This is a genomic window from Erwinia wuhanensis, assembly GCF_030484085.1.
Lineage (GTDB): Bacteria > Pseudomonadota > Gammaproteobacteria > Enterobacterales > Enterobacteriaceae > Erwinia > Erwinia aeris.
Map to the genome: position 1 here is coordinate 89,542 of NZ_JAUJUH010000003.1, position 16,855 is coordinate 106,396.

Annotated in this window: 16 protein-coding genes; 12 read left to right on the top strand and 4 right to left on the bottom strand. The window is 56.3% G+C overall.

Features of this window, described 5'->3' with window-relative positions; genetic code table 11:
• The first annotated feature begins 98 nt into the window (after positions 1-98).
• The 10 genes from rimP (at position 99) to QZH36_RS08245 (ending at position 12,099) form a co-directional block, all read left to right on the top strand.
• Positions 99-551 (top strand): ribosome maturation factor RimP, encoded by a 453-nt coding sequence (gene rimP / locus QZH36_RS08205; RefSeq protein ID WP_148101243.1) that lies wholly within the window; start codon positions 99-101, stop codon positions 549-551.
• Positions 552-575: 24 nt separating this feature from the next.
• The gene (gene nusA / locus QZH36_RS08210; RefSeq protein WP_253457920.1) at positions 576-2,081 is read left to right on the top strand and encodes a transcription termination factor NusA; all 1,506 of its coding nucleotides are present in this window, start codon (positions 576-578) and stop codon (positions 2,079-2,081) included.
• A 24-nt stretch (positions 2,082-2,105) separates the two neighbouring features.
• Entirely contained in the window at positions 2,106-4,793 is a 2,688-nt protein-coding gene (gene infB, locus QZH36_RS08215; RefSeq protein ID WP_253457923.1) for a translation initiation factor IF-2, read from the top strand.
• 65 nt (positions 4,794-4,858) lie between these two features.
• On the top strand, positions 4,859-5,260 hold the full coding sequence (rbfA, locus tag QZH36_RS08220) for a 30S ribosome-binding factor RbfA (RefSeq protein WP_125287116.1): 402 nt from the start codon (positions 4,859-4,861) through the stop codon (positions 5,258-5,260).
• Positions 5,260-6,234 (top strand): tRNA pseudouridine(55) synthase TruB, encoded by a 975-nt coding sequence (gene truB, locus QZH36_RS08225; protein WP_301729956.1) that lies wholly within the window; start codon positions 5,260-5,262, stop codon positions 6,232-6,234. The genes rbfA and truB overlap by 1 nt, the downstream gene beginning before the upstream one ends.
• A gap of 77 nt (positions 6,235-6,311) precedes the next feature.
• Entirely contained in the window at positions 6,312-6,581 is a 270-nt protein-coding gene (gene rpsO / locus QZH36_RS08230) for a 30S ribosomal protein S15 (RefSeq protein ID WP_125287118.1), read from the top strand.
• 301 nt (positions 6,582-6,882) lie between these two features.
• Entirely contained in the window at positions 6,883-9,009 is a 2,127-nt protein-coding gene (gene pnp / locus QZH36_RS08235) for a polyribonucleotide nucleotidyltransferase (RefSeq protein WP_253457929.1), read from the top strand.
• Between the two features lie 124 nt (positions 9,010-9,133).
• On the top strand, positions 9,134-10,018 hold the full coding sequence (nlpI, locus tag QZH36_RS08240; RefSeq protein ID WP_253457932.1) for a lipoprotein NlpI: 885 nt from the start codon (positions 9,134-9,136) through the stop codon (positions 10,016-10,018).
• A 103-nt stretch (positions 10,019-10,121) separates the two neighbouring features.
• Positions 10,122-10,178: a protein YrbN gene (gene yrbN / locus QZH36_RS21375; RefSeq protein WP_106382000.1), complete on the top strand. Its 57-nt coding sequence runs from the start codon at positions 10,122-10,124 to the stop codon at positions 10,176-10,178.
• A gap of 16 nt (positions 10,179-10,194) precedes the next feature.
• A complete protein-coding gene (locus QZH36_RS08245) occupies positions 10,195-12,099 on the top strand; it encodes a DEAD/DEAH family ATP-dependent RNA helicase (RefSeq protein ID WP_253457935.1) in 1,905 nt (634 codons plus the stop codon).
• Positions 12,100-12,247: 148 nt separating this feature from the next.
• On the opposite strand, the gene QZH36_RS08250 is transcribed toward QZH36_RS08245, so the two are convergent.
• The 3 genes from QZH36_RS08250 to ubiU form a co-directional block, all read right to left on the bottom strand.
• Positions 12,248-13,255: a luciferase-like monooxygenase gene (locus QZH36_RS08250; protein WP_253457938.1), complete on the bottom strand. Its 1,008-nt coding sequence runs from the start codon at positions 13,253-13,255 to the stop codon at positions 12,248-12,250.
• A 167-nt stretch (positions 13,256-13,422) separates the two neighbouring features.
• Complete coding sequence (locus tag QZH36_RS08255) at positions 13,423-14,301, bottom strand: U32 family peptidase (protein WP_301729957.1); 879 nt, start codon at positions 14,299-14,301, stop codon at positions 13,423-13,425.
• 8 nt (positions 14,302-14,309) lie between these two features.
• On the bottom strand, positions 14,310-15,305 hold the full coding sequence (ubiU, locus tag QZH36_RS08260; RefSeq protein ID WP_253457943.1) for a ubiquinone anaerobic biosynthesis protein UbiU: 996 nt from the start codon (positions 15,303-15,305) through the stop codon (positions 14,310-14,312).
• Between the two features lie 203 nt (positions 15,306-15,508).
• Between ubiU and ubiT the strand changes: the two genes are divergently transcribed.
• Both ubiT and QZH36_RS08270 read left to right on the top strand, forming a co-directional pair.
• On the top strand, positions 15,509-16,033 hold the full coding sequence (gene ubiT, locus QZH36_RS08265; RefSeq protein ID WP_508825609.1) for a ubiquinone anaerobic biosynthesis accessory factor UbiT: 525 nt from the start codon (positions 15,509-15,511) through the stop codon (positions 16,031-16,033).
• Positions 16,027-16,530, top strand: coding sequence for a GNAT family N-acetyltransferase (locus QZH36_RS08270; protein ID WP_253457949.1), 504 nt, complete (start codon positions 16,027-16,029; stop codon positions 16,528-16,530). Before ubiT ends, QZH36_RS08270 begins: the two co-directional genes overlap by 7 nt.
• Here the strand turns inward: QZH36_RS08270 and QZH36_RS08275 are convergent.
• Positions 16,517-16,822 carry a GIY-YIG nuclease family protein gene (locus tag QZH36_RS08275; RefSeq protein WP_253457952.1) on the bottom strand — a complete coding sequence of 102 codons (306 nt, stop codon included), beginning with the start codon at positions 16,820-16,822 and terminating at the stop codon, positions 16,517-16,519. The two genes, QZH36_RS08270 and QZH36_RS08275, sit on opposite strands and share 14 nt — an antisense overlap.
• Positions 16,823-16,855: the final 33 nt, after the last annotated feature.

Below are 16,855 nucleotides of genomic sequence, written 5' to 3' on the forward strand. Positions count from 1 at the left end.
GGTCCAGTCGCATAAAGCCCCGATTTATCGGGGTTTTTTGTTATCAGGAAACAGCATACTGGGCTATTAAGCCCTTTTTTTATGTCTTGGGGGTGGGATTGTCCACATTAGAGCAAAAATTAACAGAGCTGATTACGGCACCGGTAGAAGCGCTGGGCTACGAGCTGGTTGGCATTGAGTTCGTTCGCGGTCGCACATCTACGCTGCGCATCTATATTGATAGTGAAGATGGCATCAATGTTGATGATTGTGCTGATGTCAGCCACCAGGTCAGCGCGGTGTTTGATGTTGAAGATCCCATCACCGTGGCTTATAACCTTGAAGTCTCCTCGCCAGGCCTTGAGCGCCCACTCTTTACCGCAGAGCACTACGCGCGATTCACCGGCGAGGAAGTAAGCCTGGTGCTGCGTATGGCCGTACAGAACCGCCGCAAGTGGCAGGGAATCATTAAATCCGTAGATGGTGAAATGGTAACCGTTGCCGTTGAGGGTAACGACGAAGTGTTCGCGCTGAGTAACATCCAGAAGGCGAACCTGGTTCCCCACTTTTAAAAGTCCGGATTGAGGCATACCAGGATGAACAAAGAAATCTTAGCTGTAGTCGAGGCAGTATCGAACGAGAAATCCCTCCCGCGCGAGAAGATTTTCGAAGCGCTGGAGAGCGCGCTGTCCACGGCTACCAAGAAAAAGTACGAGCAGGAAATCGACGTCCGCGTCAGCATCGATCGCAAAAGCGGCGATTTTGACACGTTTCGCCGCTGGGTCATTGTTGACGAAGTCACCATGCCAACGCGTGAAATCACCCTGGATGCCGCGCGATTCGAAGACGAATCGCTGAATCTGGGCGATTATGTTGAAGATCAAATCGAATCTGTCACCTTTGACCGTATCACCACGCAGACGGCAAAACAGGTTATCGTGCAGAAAGTGCGCGAGGCAGAACGCGCGATGGTCGTTGACCAGTTCCGCGAGCAGGAAGGTGAGATCATCACCGGCGTCGTGAAGAAAGTGAACCGCGACAACATCTCTCTCGAAGTGCGCCCAACCGATGGTTCTAATACCAATGCGGAAGCGGTAATCATTCGTGAAGATATGCTGCCGCGTGAAAACTTCCGTCCGGGCGACCGCATCCGCGGCGTACTCTATGCAGTACGGCCGGAAGCGCGTGGTGCACAGCTGTTCGTTACGCGCTCCAAACCGGAGATGCTAATCGAACTGTTCCGCATTGAAGTGCCGGAAATTGCTGAAGAAGTGATTGAGATTAAAGCTGCCGCGCGCGATCCAGGCTCCCGTGCCAAGATCGCCGTAAAAACCAACGACAAGCGTATCGACCCGGTCGGCGCCTGCGTGGGTATGCGCGGTGCGCGAGTTCAGGCGGTGTCCAGCGAGCTGGGTGGCGAACGTATTGATATCGTGCTGTGGGATGACAATCCTGCGCAGTTCGTGATCAATGCGATGGCCCCGGCGGACGTCGCCTCTATCGTGGTGGATGAAGATAATCACACCATGGATATCGCCGTAGAAGCCGGAAATCTGGCTCAGGCGATTGGCCGTAACGGCCAAAACGTGCGTCTGGCTTCGCAGCTGAGTGGCTGGGAGCTGAACGTGATGACGGTCGACGATCTGCAGGCCAAGCACCAGGCTGAAGCCCACGCTGCCATCGACGTCTTTACCAAACATCTCGATATTGATGAAGATTTCGCAACCGTGCTGGTTGAAGAAGGCTTCTCTTCTCTGGAAGAGCTGGCATACGTGCCTATCAACGAGCTGTTGGAAATCGACGGTCTGGATGAAGAGACAGTAGAAGCGCTGCGCGATCGTGCGAAAAATGCGTTAACCACCCTTGCTCTGGAAAAAGCCGAGAGTCTGGGCGACAAACAGCCGGCAGAAGATCTGCTGAACCTGGAAGGTCTTGACCGTGAGCTGGCATTTAAGCTGGCAGCGATTGGCGTTTGCACGCTGGAAGATCTTGCCGAGCAGGGTGTTGACGATCTGACAGATATTGAAGGCCTGAACGACGAAAGGGCCGGCGAGCTGATTATGGCTGCACGAAATATCTGCTGGTTCGGCGACGACGCGTAATAAACTGTAGCAGGAAGGAACAGCATGACAGATGTAACTGTAAAATCGCTGGCGGCAGAGATTCAGACACCGGTAGAACGCCTGGTACAGCAATTTGCTGATGCAGGGATCCGCAAGTCTGAAACCGACTCTGTGACCCAGCAGGAAAAAGAGACGCTCCTGACGCACCTGAATCGCGACAACAATGGCGGTTCTGGTAAACTGACCTTACAGCGCAAAACGCGCAGCACCTTGAATATTCCGGGCACCGGCGGTAAAAGTAAATCGGTGCAAATCGAAGTCCGCAAAAAACGCACCTATGTAAAAGGCGATCCTGCAGAAGCCGCTCAGGCAGAAGCAGAAGAGCAGGCACAGCGCGAAGCGGAAGAAATGGCTCGTCGCGAGGCTGAAGAAAAAGCCCAGCGCGAAGCTCAAGAAAAAGCGCAGCGTGAAGCCGAGGAGCAGGCTAAACGTGAGGCGGCAGAGAAAGCCAGGCGTGAAGCAGCGGAAAAAGACAAAGTGAGCAACCAACAAACCGACGATATGACCCGCAATCAACAGTCTGATAAAGCCCGTCGTGAAGCGGAAGCCGCTGAACTGAAGCGTAAAGCTGAAGAAGAAGCGCGTCGCAAGATCGAAGAAGAAGCGAAGCGCGTAGCGGAAGAGGCCCGTAAAATGGCGGAAGAAAAAGGTTCAGAATGGGCGGAAGCGGAGAAAGAAGTGGAAGACACTTCTGACTATCACGTGACCACCTCTACCCACGCCCGTGCGGCAGAAGACGAGAACGATGCGCAGGTTGAAGGCGATCGCCGCACTCGCGCTGCTCGTCCGGCTAAAGCCCCACAGCGTAAGAAAGGCAACAAGCATTCCGAAGCGAAAACCGACCGTGAAGAAGCGCGTGCGCAATTCCGTGGCGGTAAAGGCGGCAAGCGTAAGAGTACGCTGCAGCAGGGCTTCAACAAGCCGGCTCAGGCTGTTAACCGTGACGTGGTTATCGGTGAAACCATCACCGTAGCGGAACTGGCTAACAAGATGGCGGTGAAAGGCTCCCAGGTCATCAAAGCGATGATGAAAATGGGCGCTATGGCCACCATCAACCAGGTTATCGATCAGGAAACTGCCCAGATGGTCGCGGAAGAGATGGGTCACAAAGTGACGCTGCGCCGCGAGAACGAGCTGGAAGAAGCGGTAATGAGCGATCGTGATACCGATGCGGCCATGGAATCCCGTGCGCCGGTCGTGACCATCATGGGCCACGTTGACCACGGTAAAACCTCACTGCTGGACTACATTCGCTCCACTAAAGTCGCCTCTGGCGAAGCGGGCGGCATTACCCAGCACATCGGTGCTTACCACGTCGAAACCGACAACGGTATGGTGACCTTCCTGGATACCCCTGGCCACGCCGCGTTTACCGCAATGCGTGCTCGTGGTGCTCAGGCAACGGATATCGTTATCCTGGTTGTCGCCGCCGATGACGGCGTGATGCCACAGACCATCGAAGCTATCCAGCACGCCAAAGCGGCGAAAGTGCCGGTTGTGGTTGCGGTGAACAAGTGCGATAAGCCAGAAGCCGATCCGGATCGCGTTAAAAACGAACTGACTCAGTACGGTATCATTCCGGAAGAGTGGGGCGGCGAGAACATGTTCGTTAACGTTTCCGCGAAAGCCGGAACCGGTATCGACGACCTGCTGAACGCTATCCTGCTGCAGGCTGAAGTCCTGGAGCTGACCGCTGTTCGTCAGGGTATGGCCAGCGGCGTCGTGATCGAATCCTTCCTGGATAAAGGTCGCGGCCCTGTTGCTACCGTGCTGGTACGTGAAGGTACGCTGAACAAAGGCGATATCGTGCTGTGCGGCTTCGAGTATGGCCGTGTGCGTGCGATGCGTGACGAGCTGGGCCGCGAAGTGCTGACTGCGGGTCCTTCGATCCCGGTCGAAATCCTGGGCCTGTCAGGCGTGCCTGCTGCCGGTGATGAAGCGACCGTGGTGCGTGACGAGAAGAAAGCGCGTGAAGTGGCGCTCTATCGTCAGGGCAAATTCCGTGAAGTTAAGCTGGCGCGTCAGCAGAAATCCAAGCTGGAGAACATGTTTGCTAACATGACCGAAGGCGAAGTTTCCGAGCTGAACATCGTGCTGAAAGCGGACGTACAGGGTTCTGTCGAAGCTATCGCCGACTCGCTGATGAAGCTTTCCACTGACGAAGTGAAAGTGAAAATCGTTGGCTCCGGCGTAGGTGGTATCACCGAGACCGACGCCACGCTGGCTGCGGCTTCCAACGCCATCCTGGTAGGCTTTAACGTTCGTGCCGACGCGTCCGCGCGCCGCGTGATCGATTCAGAAAGCCTGGATCTGCGTTACTACTCCGTCATCTATAACCTGATTGACGAAGTGAAGCAGGCGATGAGCGGTATGCTGGCGCCGGAATACAAGCACCAGATCACCGGCCTGGCCGAAGTGCGTGACGTGTTCAAATCACCTAAGTTTGGCGCGGTTGCCGGCTGTATGGTGACGGAAGGCAACATTAAGCGTCACAACCCAATCCGCGTGCTGCGCGACAACGTGGTTATCTATGAAGGCGAGCTGGAATCCCTGCGCCGCTTCAAGGATGACGTTAACGAAGTCCGTAACGGCATGGAATGTGGTATCGGCGTGAAGAACTACAACGATGTGCGTGTTGGCGATATGATCGAAGTCTTCGAGATCATCGAAATCCAGCGTACCATCGCTTAATGGTTGCCTGACCAACCTGTTCGGGAGGCCTTTGCGCCTCCCGTATTTATTTGGAGAGAATAATTATGGCGAAAGAATTCGGTCGCCCGCAGCGCGTCTCCCAGGAACTGCAGAAAGAGATCGCGATTATTTTACAGCGTGAGATCAAAGATCCGCGTCTGGGCATGATGGTCACGGTTTCCGGCGTGGAAGTCTCCCGCGACCTGGCCTATGCAAAAGTGTTCGTTACCTTTTTAAACGATAAAGACGAAGACGCCATCAAAGGCGGCCTGCGCGCGCTGGGCGACGCTTCCGGCTATATCCGCTCCCTGCTGGGCAAAGCGATGCGCCTGCGTATCGTGCCTGAACTGACCTTCTTCTACGACAACTCGCTGGTTGAAGGGATGCGCATGTCTAACCTTGTCACTAACGTGGTTCGCAACGACGCCGAGCGCCGTGGCCCTGCGGAAGACGACAAGGAGGAGTAATGAGTCGTCCTCGTCGTCGCGGACGCGATATTCACGGTGTCCTGCTGCTGGACAAGCCCGGCGGCCTGTCGTCTAACGACGCGCTGCAAAAAGTTAAGCGGCTGTTTAACGCCAACCGCGCGGGCCATACGGGCGCGCTCGATCCGCTGGCGACCGGTATGCTGCCAATATGCCTGGGCGAAGCGACGAAGTTTTCCCGCTATCTGCTCGATTCCGACAAGCGCTATCGCGTGATCGCGCGGTTAGGCCAGCGTACCGATACTTCGGATGCGGACGGTCAGATCATCAGCGAACGGCCGGTGAACTTCACGCAGGCGCAGCTTGACGCCGCGCTGGATAGCTTTCGTGGCGAAACGCAGCAGGTGCCGTCAATGTATTCGGCGCTCAAGTATCAGGGGCGCAAGCTCTATGAATATGCGCGTGAAGGCATTGAAGTTCCGCGTGAAGCACGCAGCATTACCGTTTACGAACTAAAATTTATTCGCCTTGAAGGCGACGAGCTGGAGCTGGAAATCCACTGCTCAAAAGGCACTTACATCCGCACCATTACGGACGATTTAGGCGAAATGCTGGGCTGCGGTGCGCACGTGATTTTCCTGCGTCGTTTGCAGGTCGCGACCTATCCGATCGACGCAATGGTCACGCTGGAGCAGCTGCAGGCACTTAGCGAAGAGGCCGTGCGTAACGAGCGTCCGGCGGCAGAGCTGCTCGACCCGTTGCTGATGCCGATGGACAGCCCGGCGGCGGCTTATCCTGAGGTAAACCTGCCTGTCAGCGCGGCGGCTTACTTTAAACAGGGCATGCCGGTGCATGCGGCGAACGTGCCGGACTCGGGGCTGGTGCGCGTCACGGAAGGCGAGGCGCGTCAGTTTATCGGCATGGCGGAAGTGGCGGAAGATGGCCGCGTTGCGCCGCGTCGGCTGGTTGTAGAATATTCCGATGCATCATTTGCGAAAGCCTCAGGCTCAGAGTAGAATGGCGCGGCTTTACATTGGGTGGCTGAATTAGAGATCGGCGCCTGTACATTTATCTTAAAATTTGGAGTAGTAAAATGTCTCTAAGTGCAGAAAACAAAGCGCAGATCGTTGCTGATTACGGCCGTGATGCTAACGACAGTGGTTCTACCGAAGTTCAGGTTGCTCTGCTGACCGCTCAGATTAACCATCTGCAGGGTCACTTCTCTGAGCACAAAAAAGACCACCACAGCCGTCGCGGTCTGCTGCGCATGGTTTCACAGCGTCGTAAGCTGCTGGATTACCTGAAGCGTAAAGACGTTGCACGTTACACCAGCCTGATCGAGCGTCTGGGTCTGCGTCGCTAAGTCTTACAGTCTGCTCTCCTCGCTTTCGTCGTCCGACGAAGGAAAAGGGGGAAAAAGGCAGATTTGTGCGAGTTTCGCTAAAAAGGGGCCTTTATGGCCCCTTTTTTCAGTCGGGCGGCAGCAATCCAGGCCAAACTATTGTATTGTTGCTGAGTGTGATCTTCAGTTGCAGAGATTCGCGCGGCTAATGAGAGGCTTTGTCCCATAAGGGATTAGGGTTGTCATTAGTCGCGAGGATGCAATGAAGATTTAAGAGTCACGGCAGGAGAAAGCTCTTGCCAGGAACGTTAAGGACATTATTTTGCTGAATCCGATCGTAAAAAAATTCCAGTATGGTCAGCATACCGTCACGCTTGAAACCGGTATGATGGCTCGTCAGGCCACCGCTGCCGTTATGGTCAGCATGGACGACACCGCTGTATTTGTAACCGTAGTTGGCCAGAAAAAAGCCAAGCCGGGTCAGGACTTTTTCCCTCTGACCATCAACTATCAGGAGCGTACCTACGCTGCTGGTCGTATCCCGGGCAGCTTCTTCCGTCGTGAAGGCCGTCCAAGCGAAGGCGAAACGCTGATTGCGCGTCTGATTGACCGCCCGCTTCGCCCGCTGTTCCCGGAAGGTTTTGTTAACGAAGTCCAGGTGATTGCCACCGTGGTTTCCGTTAACCCACAGGTTAACCCTGATATCGTAGCGATGATCGGCGCTTCTGCCGCGCTGAGCCTGTCCGGTATTCCTTTCAACGGCCCAATCGGCTCTGCCCGCGTGGGTTACATCAACGACCAGTACGTGCTGAACCCAACCACCGACGAGCTGAAAGAAAGCAAGCTGGATCTGGTTGTTGCCGGTACCGAAGGTGCCGTGCTGATGGTGGAATCCGAAGCGGAACTGCTGAGCGAAGATCAGATGCTGGGCGCCGTGGTATTTGGCCACGAGCAGCAGCAGGTTGTTATCGAAAACATTAAGGCACTGGTTGCCGAAGCGGGCAAACCTCGCTGGGAATGGCAGCCGGAAGCGGTTAACGAAGCGCTGAACAGCCGCATCGCCGCGCTGGCCGAATCCCGTCTGAGCGACGCTTACCGCATCACCGAAAAACAGGAGCGTTACGCTCAGGTTGACGTGATCAAATCTGAAACCACAGCGGCGCTGCTGGCGGAAGACGCAAGCCTGGACGAAGGCGAAATCAGCGATATCCTGCACGGTCTGGAAAAGAACGTGGTGCGTAGCCGCATTCTGCGTGGTGAGCCGCGTATCGACGGTCGTGAAAAAGATATGATCCGTGGTCTGGACGTGCGCACCGGCGTGCTGCCGCGTACTCACGGCTCCGCGCTGTTTACCCGTGGCGAAACTCAGGCGCTGGTAACGGCGACGCTGGGCACCGCGCGTGACGCACAGAACCTGGACGAGTTGATGGGTGAACGCACCGACAACTTCCTGTTCCACTACAACTTCCCTCCGTACTCCGTGGGTGAAACCGGTATGGTTGGCTCGCCTAAGCGTCGTGAAATTGGTCACGGTCGTCTGGCGAAGCGCGGCGTGCTGGCCGTAATGCCGAAAGGCGACGCGTTCCCGTACACCGTACGTGTAGTGTCAGAAATCACCGAATCCAACGGTTCATCGTCTATGGCTTCCGTATGCGGCGCTTCACTGGCGCTGATGGACGCGGGCGTGCCGATCAAAGCGGCCGTAGCCGGTATCGCGATGGGTCTGGTTAAAGACAACGATAACTTTGTTGTGCTGTCAGATATCCTGGGCGATGAAGATCACCTGGGCGACATGGACTTCAAAGTAGCCGGTAGCCGTGAAGGCATCACCGCGCTGCAGATGGACATCAAAATCGAAGGCATCACCCGCGAAATCATGCAGGTGGCGCTGAACCAGGCTAAAGGCGCGCGTCTGCATATCCTGGGCGTAATGGAACAGGCTATCAGCACGCCACGCGGCGATATCTCGCAGTTTGCTCCGCGCATCCATACCATCAAGATCAGCCCGGACAAGATCAAAGACGTGATCGGTAAAGGCGGTTCTGTTATTCGTGCGCTGACCGAAGAGACCGGCACCACCATCGAAATCGAAGATGACGGTACCGTGAAAATCGCTGCGACCGACGGTGACAAAGCGAAGTTCGCTATCCGCCGTATCGAAGAGATCACGGCAGAAATCGAAGTGGGCCGCATTTACAACGGTAAAGTGACCCGCATCGTCGACTTCGGCGCCTTCGTCGCTATCGGCGGCGGTAAAGAAGGTCTGGTGCACATTTCTCAAATCGCCGACAAGCGCGTTGAGAAAGTCACTGACTATCTGCAGATGGGCCAGGAAGTCCCGGTGAAAGTTCTGGAAGTTGATCGTCAGGGCCGCGTGCGCCTGAGCATCAAGGAAGCGGCCGAGCCGGAAGCGGCTGCGGCGCCTGCGCCAGAAGCTTCAGCAGAATAAGCAGCACACTAAGCTCTTCGCGGCGACGCGAAGAGCTGTTCCATCGCGAGGACAGGACGACACCTTGTGCACGGCAGGCGGATGAAAGGATGATCATCCCATTGTTTGTATTTGGGAGTGGTGAATGAAGCCTTTTTTGCGCTGGTGTTTCGTTGCGACAGCTTTAACGCTGGCAGGATGCAGCAACCCGGATTGGCGTAACAACGAGGTTTTGGCTGTTCCGCTACAGCCTACGTTGCAGCAGGAAGTGATCCTGGCGCGCATGGAACAAATACTTGCCAGTCGGGCATTAACCGATGATGAACGCGCACAGCTGTTATATGAGCGCGGAGTGTTGTATGATAGTTTAGGTTTGAGAGCACTGGCGCGAAATGATTTTTCACAAGCGCTGTCTGTCAGACCGGATATGCCGGAAGTATTCAATTACTTAGGCATATATCTGACGCAGGCAGGCAATTTTGATGCTGCCTACGAAGCGTTTGATTCTGTACTTGAGCTTGATCCAACTTACAATTACGCGCGTTTAAATCGCGGAATCGCACTCTACTACGGTGGAAGATTTAAACTAGCGCAAGATGATCTGCTGGCGTTTTATCAAGACGATCCTAACGATCCTTTCCGCAGCCTGTGGCTCTATCTCGATGAACGTGAGATGAGCGCCGACAAGGCAGAAGTGGCGCTGAAGCAGCGTTACGATAAGGCGGACAGAGACCAATGGGGATGGAATATTGTCGAGTTCTACCTGGGCCGTATCAGCGAAAAAACGCTGATGGAGAGGCTCAAGGCGGACGCAACGGATAACACCTCGCTCGCTGAACATCTCAGTGAAACCAACTTCTATTTAGGTAAGCACTACCTAAGTCTGGGGGAGAAGGACAACGCAGAAGCGTTGTTCAAGCTGACGGTTGCCAACAACGTCCATAACTTTGTTGAGCACCGATATGCATTGTTGGAGCTGGCGCTACTCGGCCAGACACAAGACGATTTATCAGAATCTGACCAGCAATAGCTGACGAACTTTTTTTGCCTGATTTTTGAAATGTCATCATCTTCACGGGTGAGGGCTTTCTTGTTCGTCGAAACCACTAATTTGAGCCGGTTCACACTTTTTGATGAAAATGACTGAATGTTTTCACGACGAGTTATGTAGACTGGCCGCCGCAATCTAAGAGGCACGTGTACTACATGACTGAAATTGAAACCACTTTTGCTGACCTGGGTCTGAACGAATCCATCCTCGAATCACTTAACGGCATGGGCTATGTTAAGCCATCTCCGATCCAGGCAGAGTGTATCCCACATCTGCTGGCGGGCCGTGACGTATTGGGTATGGCACAGACCGGTAGCGGCAAAACCGCAGCGTTCTCGCTGCCACTGCTACACAACATTGACAGCAACCTGAAAGCGCCACAAATCCTGGTGCTGGCACCAACTCGTGAGTTGGCGGTTCAGGTTGCGGAAGCCGTAACTGAATTCTCTAAACACATGCGCGGTCTTAACGTAGTGGCCCTTTACGGCGGCCAGCGTTACGACGTACAGCTGCGTGCGCTGCGCCAGGGTCCACAGGTTGTTGTGGGTACGCCTGGTCGTCTGCTGGACCACCTGAAACGCGGCACGTTAGACCTTTCTAACCTGCGCGGCCTGGTGCTGGACGAAGCCGATGAAATGCTGCGTATGGGCTTCATCGAAGACGTTGAAACGATTATGGCGCAGATCCCGGCCGATCATCAGACCGCGCTGTTCTCTGCCACCATGCCAGAAGCGATTCGTCGTATCACCAAACGCTTCATGAAAGATCCACAGGAAGTGCGTATTCAGTCAAGCCTGACCACGCGTCCTGATATCAGCCAGAGCTACTGGACCGCTTACGGTCGTAAGACCGACGCGCTGGTACGCTTCCTGGAGTCGGAAGATTTTGATGCGGCGATTATCTTCGTGCGCACCAAAAACGCCACGCTGGAAGTGGCCGAAGCGCTGGAGCGCAGCGGTTATAACAGTGCGGCCCTGAACGGCGATATGAATCAGGCGCTGCGTGAGCAGACCCTGGAGCGTCTGAAAGACGGCCGTCTGGATATTCTGATCGCTACCGACGTAGCGGCACGTGGTCTGGACGTTGAGCGTATCAGCTTGGTTGTGAACTACGACATCCCAATGGATGCCGAATCTTACGTTCACCGTATCGGCCGTACCGGTCGTGCAGGTCGTGCCGGCCGTGCGCTGTTGTTCGTTGAGAACCGCGAGCGTCGTCTGCTGCGTAACATCGAACGCACCATGAAGCTGACTATTCCTGAAGTAGAGCTGCCAAATGCAGAGCTGCTGGGTCAGCGTCGTCTGGCCAAGTTCGCTGCTAAAGTTCAGCAGCAGCTGGAAAGCAGCGATCTGGAACAGTACCGTGCGCTGCTGAGCAAAATGCAGCCTGCGGAAGAAGAGCTGGATATCGAAACGCTGGCTGCCGCGCTGCTGAAAATGGCGCAGGGCGAACGTCCGCTGATCGTACCGGCAGATCCGGCTCCACGTCCGCGTCGTGAGTTCAAAGAGCGTGACGATCGTCGCGGCGACCGTCCGGACCGTGGTCCTCGCGAAGCCCGTGATGGCGATCGTCCACGTCGTGAACGTCGTGACGTTGGCGATATGGAAGTTTACCGTATCGAAGTGGGTCGTGATGACGGCGTTGAAGTTCGTCATATCGTTGGCGCTATCGCTAACGAAGGCGATATCAGCAGCCGCTACATCGGCAACATCAAGCTGTTTGGTACGCACTCAACTATCGAACTGCCAAAAGGCATGCCGGGCGACATTCTGTCTCATTTCACCCGCACGCGTATTCTGAACAAGCCGATGAATATGCAGCTGATTGGTGATGCGCAGCCTCGCAGCAACGATCGTGGCGGTGAGCGTCGCGGTAGCGGTGCGCCAGGTCGCGGCGGTTTCGGCGGCGCGCGTAGCGAAGGCGGACGTAGCGAAGGCGGTCGTCGTTTCAGCAACGAGCGCAGCGGTAGCGGCGAGCGTCGTCCGGGCGGCTTCAGCCGTGACGGTCGTGCACCACGTCGTGAAGACGGCGCAGCGCCGACTCGTCGTCGTGATGCCTAATCACTGCTAGCCAGTCTGATGCCGGTCACTGAAAAGTGACCGGCATTTTTTTTGCCTTTAAGAAAGCGAATAGTTGCAGCGGGGCGAGTACGTCAGGCGGGAATCGTTTTAACAGCGGGCGAGGGAATGGCTTCCCCCGCCATTTTTGTTACAGCGAGCGGTAGGCTTCCATGGCCAGCGCAAACGAGCGCAGCCGCGCCTCTTTATCAAAAATCTGGCCGTTTACCATGATTTCATCCGCCTGGGTTTCCCGCATCAGTGCAGACAGGCCGTGACGCACTTTATCCAGATCGCCGACAATCGACATGCTTAACGCCTGCTGCACGCCATACTGCTCGGAAGGCGACCACAGGTTATCCATATTTTCCACCGGCGCAGGCAGCGGGCCCGGCTGACCGCGACGCAGATTGACGAACTGCTGCTGCATGGAGGTAAACAGGAAACGGGCATCGCGCTCGCTGTCGGCGGCGACCACGTTAACGCAAACCATCGCGTGCGGCTGCGCCAGGCGAGCCGAAGGCTTAAAGTTTTCGCGATAAAGGTGAAGCGCCTGGAACAGCATCTCGGGCGCAAAATGCGAGGCGAAAGCGAACGGCAGGCCCAGCTTCGCCGCGAGTTGGGCGCTGTAAAGGCTGGAGCCAAGCAGCCAGACGGGGATTTTCAGGCCCAGGCCCGGCACCGGCTGAACGGCAGGCGCCTCGCCCTGTTCAGCGTCGAACCAGCCGACTATCTCCGCCACGTCGGCCGGGAAGTTATCCACGTGACCGCCCATATGCCGACGCAGCGCCATCATGGTGCGCTGATCGGAGCCGGGCGCGCGTCCCAGGCCTAAATCAATGCGTCCCGGATAGAGAGATTCCAGCGTACCGAACTGCTCGGCAATCACCAGCGGTGCGTGGTTTGGCAGCATCACGCCGCCAGAGCCGAGCCGTAGCGTGCTGGTATTAGCGGCAAGATAGCCGATCAGCACCGACGTCGCCGCGCTGGCGATGCCGGTCATATTGTGGTGTTCAGCCAGCCAGTAGCGGTTGAAACCCAGTTGTTCCGCCTGCTGCGCCATCGCCAGCGAGGTATGAAAAGCGTCACGCGCGGTCGCGCCCTGAGGGATCGGGGCCAGATCGAGCACGGACAGAGAGGCAGTTTTTTTATCAGACATAATCGCTCACTTTATTTCCAGGCTACGCGCCTGCGCAAATACACAGCCTAAGCGATCTTCAGGAAAGCGGATTGGCAATTTGCAGCACTTTACGCGAGCCCGGGACGTGAAGAAAGATAAGTGTGCCTCTACTGCGCTAAACGAAATGGCGGCTGGCCGACGGCGCGTTACTCCACCAGCGTCAGACCGGCCATTTGCCGCCAGTAGCCGTTGCAGTGCTGCTGGTCAATCAGCGTTAACGGCGCATGGCCCGTTTCATTAGCGTGAAAGGCATTTATCACTTCCAGCGTGTCGGTTCCCTGCGGTGAGAAACGGACAATGTCCACCAATCCCTGCATGGAAACCAGATCGTTCCCCAAATTATAGCAGTAGCCGCTCATGGTCTGGATACCGTTCAGCACAAACACCTGCTGATCTTCCTGAGAGCGCACCGCTCTGCCGTGAGGGTAGTTAATACAACAGGTCTGGCAATCGTCTTTGCTGCGATCTTCTGCGCGGGCGGTAAAGCAGCGGGCGGAGAGCGCCAGCGGCAGATAGCCGTACCCCAGCACCTCTACGTCGAACCGGCCGCGGATCCCCAGCTCTTCGCACTGGGCTAACAGCGCGCAGAGCCAGTCGCGCGAAAGCTCGACCGGCATACACCAGCGCACCATACCCAGCTTATGCAGCAGGCGCAGCGTCATGGCGTTATAACAGTTCAGCGCATGACCGGCGACAAAAGGCAGGCCCGCTTCCGCGGCCATATGCACCGTGCCCATATCGTTGGCTTCAATCAGAAATTCGCCGTTATCGACATAGCGCTTCAGCTCGGTCAGCTCGGAAGGCGACTCAACCAGCGCCAGCGTGCTTAGCGCAACCTGCTTGCCCGCGCCGACCAGTTCTTTCGCCAGCGCCATCCAGTCGGCAAATTTAACGGCGCGGCGTTTGCTGCACACCGCCTCGCCCACATAGATAATGTCCGCCTGGCTGGCGGCGGCGGCCTGGTAGAAAGCGAACAGATCTTCTTTCGGCCAGTACCAAAGCACCGGCCCTAACGCATACTTCATGATTTTTCCTACTGCCATTGACGATGATAAGCACCCAGCGTGGTTTGCGTCCCTTCGCTCAGGGCGCTGAGCGCGGCCATCCAGTGCTGCTGCACGGCAAAATTCTGCGGATCGGCCTTGCAGCGATCGATTGCCTGTCGCCAGATTTGCGTCACCTGCTGCACATAGGCCGGGCTGCGCTGACGGCCTTCGATTTTCACCGAGGCGATATTCATGCCCAGCAGCGTGGGAAGCAGCTCAAGCGTGTTCAGGCTGGTCGGCTCCTCCAGCGTGTGGTAAGCCGTCTGCTCCACCTTATAACGGCCTTTGCACAGCGTAGGGTAGCCGGCGTTTTCCTGAGCGCCGTAGCGGTCAATCAGCACGTTATTCAGGCGGGATTCCAGCCCGTCTGGCGTTTGCTGCCAGCGAACAAAACGGGCGGGCGAGCAGGCGCCTACGGTATTAGGCGACTCGCCGGTCAGCCAGGAAGAGAGGTAGCAGCGACCTTCGGCCATAATGCACAGGCTGCCGAAAGCGAACACTTCCAGCGGCACGGGCGACGTGCGGGCAAGCTGGCGAACCTGATGCACGGAAAGCACGCGCGGCAGCACTACGCGCGCAACGTCAAAATGGCGCTGATAGAATTTTATCGCTTCGCTGTTGGTGGCCGAAGCCTGCACGGAAACGTGTCGCTCGATGTGAGGATAGCGGCTTGCTGCGTATTCCAGCATGGCGATATCGGCCAGGATCAGTGCGTCCACGCCCGCGTCGGCCGCGCTGTCTATGGCATTTTCCCAGCGGGCATAGCCGGATGGATGGGCGAAAGTATTAATCGCAACATGCAGTTTGCGTCTATGCTGATGAACGTAGCGAGCGGCCTCTTCCAGCCGTTTTGCCGTGAAGTTAAGGCCGGCGAAATGACGGGCGTTGGTATCATCTTTCAGCCCAACGTAGACAGCATCTGCGCCGCTGGCGATGGCCGCCTTCAGGGCCGGTAGATTGCCGGCAGGACAAAGCAGTTCCATATAAGATCCCGTAAGCAAGAGAACAAAGAAGTTTACGCTTCTCCACCGTGCCATTTTTTGATGCAGGGCAGTGAAAAGCGTAACGATCGCCATAATTTTTATGACGAAGCCGGCAAGGTTTGCGCACTTTGTTGATCCATCTGCCTTACAGGATCCTGCAATATGGCAAAATAGCTGAAATTTTATCTGAAGGAGTGATAATGGTGCTTAACCCGTTACGCGCGCAGCTGGTTCGCAAAGGCCCGCAGTGGCTGCGTCTGCCGCTACAATTTGCCCCCTTTGCCGCTAAAAAACATTTTTTGCAGCAGCTGCTGAGCTGGCAATTTCACTATGCACTGGCGGAAGGTGAGTTAAACTTTTTGCAGGGGCACTGGTTAGGTGTTGAAATCCGCGATCTGGGGCTGAGTTGGGCAACCACCGTTGAGCAGGGCGCGTTACGGGTGGCCGATCGGGCCGAGGCGGATGTGTGGTTTCGCGGCGACGTCAACGACCTGCTGCTGGTGGCGGCGCGTCGGCGCGATCCGGATACGCTATTTTTTCAGCGTCGGCTGGTGATTGAAGGCGATACCGAGCTGGGGCTGGAAGTCAAAAATCTGATGGATGCTATCGAGCTTGAGACTATGCCGAAGCCGCTGCGAATCGGATTGATGCAGCTGGCTGATTTTATTGAGGCAGGACTGACTGAGGACGCGGCTGCGACAGCAGATCGCGCAGGTGTAACATGTTAATTCGTACGGAAATCGGCGTCGATGCGGCCAGCATAGACAGTTTGTTGCGCCGCAGCTTTCCCACCTCCGCAGAGGCGGAGCTGGTACAGCAGCTGCGTGAAGATGGCTTACTGACGCTGGGCATTGTGGCGACCGATGATGAAGGACAGGTGCTGGGCTATGCAGCCTTCAGCCCGGTCACCCTGAATGGCGAAGACAAGCAGTGGGTAGGCCTGGCGCCGCTGGTGGTGGATGAAAGCGTACGCGACCAGCCGTTAGACAAGCAGCTGATTTACGAGGGGCTGGATACGCTTAACGAGTTCGGCTACGCCGCCGTAGTGGTGGTGGGCGATCCCGACTATTACGGGCGCTACGGTTTTGAACCGGCCGCCCGCCATCAGCTACGCTGCCGCTGGCAGGGCGGTGAAGCCGCTTTCCAGGTCTACAAGCTGGCGGATGATGCTTTTAGCGGCGTGGAAGGCCAGATCGATTTCGCGGCGCCGTTTAACCGCCAGTAAGATCGGTCAGCCAGGCTTCAAGTGAAACAGGCTGGTGCGTCACCAGCCTGATTTTTTCCTGCCGTTTCAGCTGCTTTATCCGGTATTCCAGCCTGGAGGCGCTGGCGCGGTCGCCCGCTTCGCAGTGAAACAGCAGCGTCAGCGGCCCTTTGCCGCGCAGCGCCTTCGCGCCCGTGCCCGCCTGATGCTGCTTAAAGCGTCGCGGCACATCATTAGTAATGCCGGTATAGAGCGCGCCGCCTGCTGTCTGCACGATATAAAGGTGCCATGGCGCTGTTGCCTGTGTTGCCATCCGTTATTGCCCGTCGCCAGTCGTGGCCGAAAG

Bases quoted from the DNA above. Each gene is read 5' to 3' on its own strand.
- nusA (WP_253457920.1), top strand. From the start codon at position 576: ATGAACAAAGAAATCTTAGCTGTAGTCGAGGCAGTATCGAACGAGAAA.
- nlpI (WP_253457932.1), top strand. From the start codon at position 9,134: ATGAAGCCTTTTTTGCGCTGGTGTTTCGTTGCGACAGCTTTAACGCTG.
- QZH36_RS08270 (WP_253457949.1), top strand. From the start codon at position 16,027: ATGTTAATTCGTACGGAAATCGGCGTCGATGCGGCCAGCATAGACAGT.
- QZH36_RS08245 (WP_253457935.1), top strand. From the start codon at position 10,195: ATGACTGAAATTGAAACCACTTTTGCTGACCTGGGTCTGAACGAATCC.
- rbfA (WP_125287116.1), top strand. From the start codon at position 4,859: ATGGCGAAAGAATTCGGTCGCCCGCAGCGCGTCTCCCAGGAACTGCAG.
- infB (WP_253457923.1), top strand. From the start codon at position 2,106: ATGACAGATGTAACTGTAAAATCGCTGGCGGCAGAGATTCAGACACCG.
- QZH36_RS08250 (WP_253457938.1), bottom strand. From the start codon at position 13,255: ATGTCTGATAAAAAAACTGCCTCTCTGTCCGTGCTCGATCTGGCCCCG.
- rpsO (WP_125287118.1), top strand. From the start codon at position 6,312: ATGTCTCTAAGTGCAGAAAACAAAGCGCAGATCGTTGCTGATTACGGC.
- ubiU (WP_253457943.1), bottom strand. From the start codon at position 15,305: ATGGAACTGCTTTGTCCTGCCGGCAATCTACCGGCCCTGAAGGCGGCC.
- truB (WP_301729956.1), top strand. From the start codon at position 5,260: ATGAGTCGTCCTCGTCGTCGCGGACGCGATATTCACGGTGTCCTGCTG.
- QZH36_RS08255 (WP_301729957.1), bottom strand. From the start codon at position 14,301: ATGAAGTATGCGTTAGGGCCGGTGCTTTGGTACTGGCCGAAAGAAGAT.
- QZH36_RS08275 (WP_253457952.1), bottom strand. From the start codon at position 16,822: ATGGCAACACAGGCAACAGCGCCATGGCACCTTTATATCGTGCAGACA.